This window comes from Bradyrhizobium hipponense, assembly GCF_008123965.1.
Lineage (GTDB): Bacteria > Pseudomonadota > Alphaproteobacteria > Rhizobiales > Xanthobacteraceae > Bradyrhizobium > Bradyrhizobium hipponense.
Genome location: NZ_VSTH01000067.1, coordinates 1 through 3219, shown reverse-complemented (window position 1 = coordinate 3219; position 3219 = coordinate 1). Strand labels below are relative to the sequence as shown.

The 3219-nt window shown below is 66.9% G+C and carries 2 protein-coding genes; both read right to left on the bottom strand.

The features are described from left to right. Positions 1–32 precede the first annotated feature (32 nt). Positions 33–731, bottom strand: coding sequence for a ligase-associated DNA damage response endonuclease PdeM (gene pdeM / locus FXV83_RS21070; RefSeq protein ID WP_148741321.1), 699 nt, complete (start codon positions 729–731; stop codon positions 33–35). A gap of 115 nt (positions 732–846) precedes the next feature. Continuing rightward, positions 847–3180 (bottom strand): ligase-associated DNA damage response DEXH box helicase, encoded by a 2334-nt coding sequence (locus FXV83_RS21065; RefSeq protein ID WP_430648940.1) that lies wholly within the window; start codon positions 3178–3180, stop codon positions 847–849. Between the last annotated feature and the right edge of the window lie 39 nt (positions 3181–3219).

Here is a 3219-nt window from a genome sequence, read left to right as displayed (position 1 = left end):
GTAGTACTAACCCACCCTACGAAGTGCCCGTCTCAATAGCATCGCGACGAGGCGATCGCGTGCACGCGGCGGTCGCCGAGGAGGTGCGCGACGAAGCCGTTGTTCGGAAAGATCTTTGCGAACGCCGCGTCGCGGATGCTGAGGCCACCGGCATAGGCGCCGAAGGCGGGCATCACGGCGCGCATCCCGTCGCAGGCGAAGCAGCGGCGCTCCATCGAGCGGCCGCGCGTCGAGACGCGCGCCTTGGGATGCAGATGGCCGGCGATTTCGCCGTGCGCGCCGGTCGGCTCGTGGCGGAAGGTGACCGGGCCGATCGCGACTTCGCCGGCGACGATGCCGCCGAGATCGCGCGGCAGCGCCGGATCATGATTGCCGGAGATCCAGATCCAGTCGCGGCCGGACTGCAGCGCGCTGACGGCATCGCGATCATCCGCCGACAGCCGTCCATGCGCGGTGCGATCGTGAAAGCTGTCGCCAAGCGCGATGACGATGCGCGGATCATGGCGGGAGATGACAGCAGCGAGCCGACCGAGCGTCGCGATCGTATCGTAAGGCGGCAGCAGCACGCCACGCGTGGCGAAGCTGGAACCTTTTTCCAGATGCAGGTCGGAGACGACGAGCAGGCGCTGCTCTTCCCAGAACAAGGCGCCGGAGAGATCGGCGTGAAGTGAAATACCTGCGACATCGACGCTGCGCGTCGTCGTCACTGAAAAGGCCACTTGCTCCGTCATGGCCGGGCTTGTCCCGGCCATCCACGTTCTTGGCACAACAAGAAAGACGTGGATGCCCGGGTCAAGCCCGGGCATGACGATGTGGATGGGTCAGCGCGCCTCACTGGCAAATTCTCTACGACATCGCCTCTTTGACGAGCTCATCGGCAGCTTCGGCCAACAATTCGTCACCAGCTTCGCCATAAACTGACTCGCGGCCGATTTCCAGCATCACGGGGACGGCGAGCGGAGAGACGTGGTCGAGTTCCCGATGGGTGATGCGGCCCTGGATACGGGTCAGCATGTCGCTGAGGCGGCGCAGATCGAGCAGGCCAGTGGCGGCGTCGGCGCGTGCGGCGCGCAGCAGCACATGATCGGCCTGGTGCTTGCGTAGGACATCGTAGACGAGATCGGTCGAGAACAGCACCTGGCGGCGGCTTTTCTCCTCGCCGGTATGACGGCGCGCGATCAGGCCGGAAATGATCGCGCAGTTGCGGAACGTGCGCTTCATCAGCGCCGACTCGGCGAGCCAGGCTTCGAGATCGTCGCCGAGCATGTCTGGATCGAACAGCGCGTCGAGATCGATCCTGCCGTTGCGGATCATGAACGACATGTCGCCGAGCGCCCAGACTGCGACCGCATATTCGTTGGCGACGAAGCCGAGCGGCCGGGCGCGGGCACGCTCCAGCCGGCGCGTCAGCAGCATGCCGAGCGTCTGATGCGCGAGGCGCCCTTCGAAGGGATAGCAGACCAGATAATGCTTGTTCGCGCGCGGAAAACTCTCGACCAGCAGCTCGCGCACCGCGGGCACGCGCGAGACATCTTTCTGCAGCGACAGCCAGTCGCGCACCTGCTCGGGCAAGGCCCCCCAGGCGCGCCCGTCATCGAGCAGGCGGCGCACGCCTTCGGCGAGATAGGTCGAGAGCGGAAACTTGCCGCCCATATAGGACGGCACTTTCGGATCCTTGTCGTTGGCACGCGAGACATAGACCTGGTCCTCCACCAGCGCCTCGTAGCGCACCACCTCGCCGCTGAACACGAAGGTGTCGGCGGGCGTGAGGCCCTCGATGAAGGCCTCCTCGATCTCGCCGAGCAGCCTGCCGCCGCGCGCGATCACCCCCGTCGAGCCCGCACCGCCGCCGCGCGAGCGCACCAGCCGCACCTTCAGCATGTCGTCCGCGACGATGGTGCCGACATTCATGCGGTAGCTCTGCCGCACCTTTGGATTGGCGACGCGCCAGCGGCCTTGCTTGTCCTGCTTGATGCGGGCAAAGCGCTCATAGGTCTTCAGCGCGTAGCCGCCGGTGGCGACGAAATCGACGACGTCGTCGAAATCCTGCCGCGTGAGATCGGCGTAGGGCGCGGCGGTGCGGACCTCGTCATAGAGCTCGCCCGAGAGAAACGGCTCGCCGCAGGCGCAGCCGAGCACGTGCTGGGCCAGCACGTCGAGCGCCCCTAGGCGCAGCGGCGGCGTGTCCTGCGCATTCTCTGCGATGGCGTCGATTGCGACGCGGCACTCCAGCACCTCGAAACGATTCGCCGGCACCAGCACCGCGCGCGAGGCCTCGTCGAGGCGGTGATTGGCGCGGCCGATTCGCTGCATCAGCCGCGAAGCGCCCTTGGGCGCACCGATATTGACGACCAGATCGACGTCGCCCCAATCGACGCCGAGATCGAGCGAAGAAGTACAGATCACGCCGCGCAGTTTTCCTGCGGACATGGCGTCCTCGACCTTGCGGCGCTGCGCGACATCGAGCGAGCCGTGATGCAGCGCGATCGCAAGGTTGTCGTCGTTCATGCGCCAGAGCTGCTGGAACAGCATCTCGGCCTGGCTGCGGGTGTTGACGAAGACCAGCGTGGTCTTGTTCGCCTTGATCAGCTCGTAGATCTCGGGAAGCGCATGGCGCGCGCTGTGCCCGGCCCAGGGCAGCCGCTCGCGCGTGTCGAGCATCTCGACCAGCGGCGGCGCTGCGCCGCCGGCGATGACAATGTCGGCGGCCTCCGGCTTTTCCTTGGGTTGCGGCACCAGGAAGCGCGCCAGCGATTCCGGCTCGGCCACCGTCGCCGACAGGCCGATCGCGCGCATTTGCGGCGCCAGCCGCCACAACCGTGCGAGGCCAAGCGAGAGCAGATCGCCGCGCTTGGACGTCACCAGCGCGTGCAGCTCGTCGAGCACGATGCGCTTGAGCGAGGAGAACAGGAACGGCGCGTCGTCGGACGACAGCAGCAGCGCAAGCTGCTCCGGCGTCGTCAGCAGAATGTCCGGCGGATAGCGCCGCTGCCGCTGCCGCCGCGACACCGGCGTGTCGCCGGTGCGGGTCTCGATCTTGATCGGCAGCCCCATCTCGGCGACCGGCCGTTCCAGATTGCGCGCGATGTCGACGGCGAGCGCCTTCAGCGGCGAGATGTAGAGCGTGTGCAGGCCGCCGCTGCGCTGCAGGCTGCGGCCGGTAGAGACGAGACGTTTCAACTCGCTCGCCTGCGCTCCCTCCCCCCTTGCGGGGGAGGG

Excerpts from the sequence above, each read along its gene's own strand:
- pdeM (WP_148741321.1), bottom strand. The coding sequence starts at position 731 with ATGACGGAGCAAGTGGCCTTTTCAGTGACGACGACGCGCAGCGTCGAT.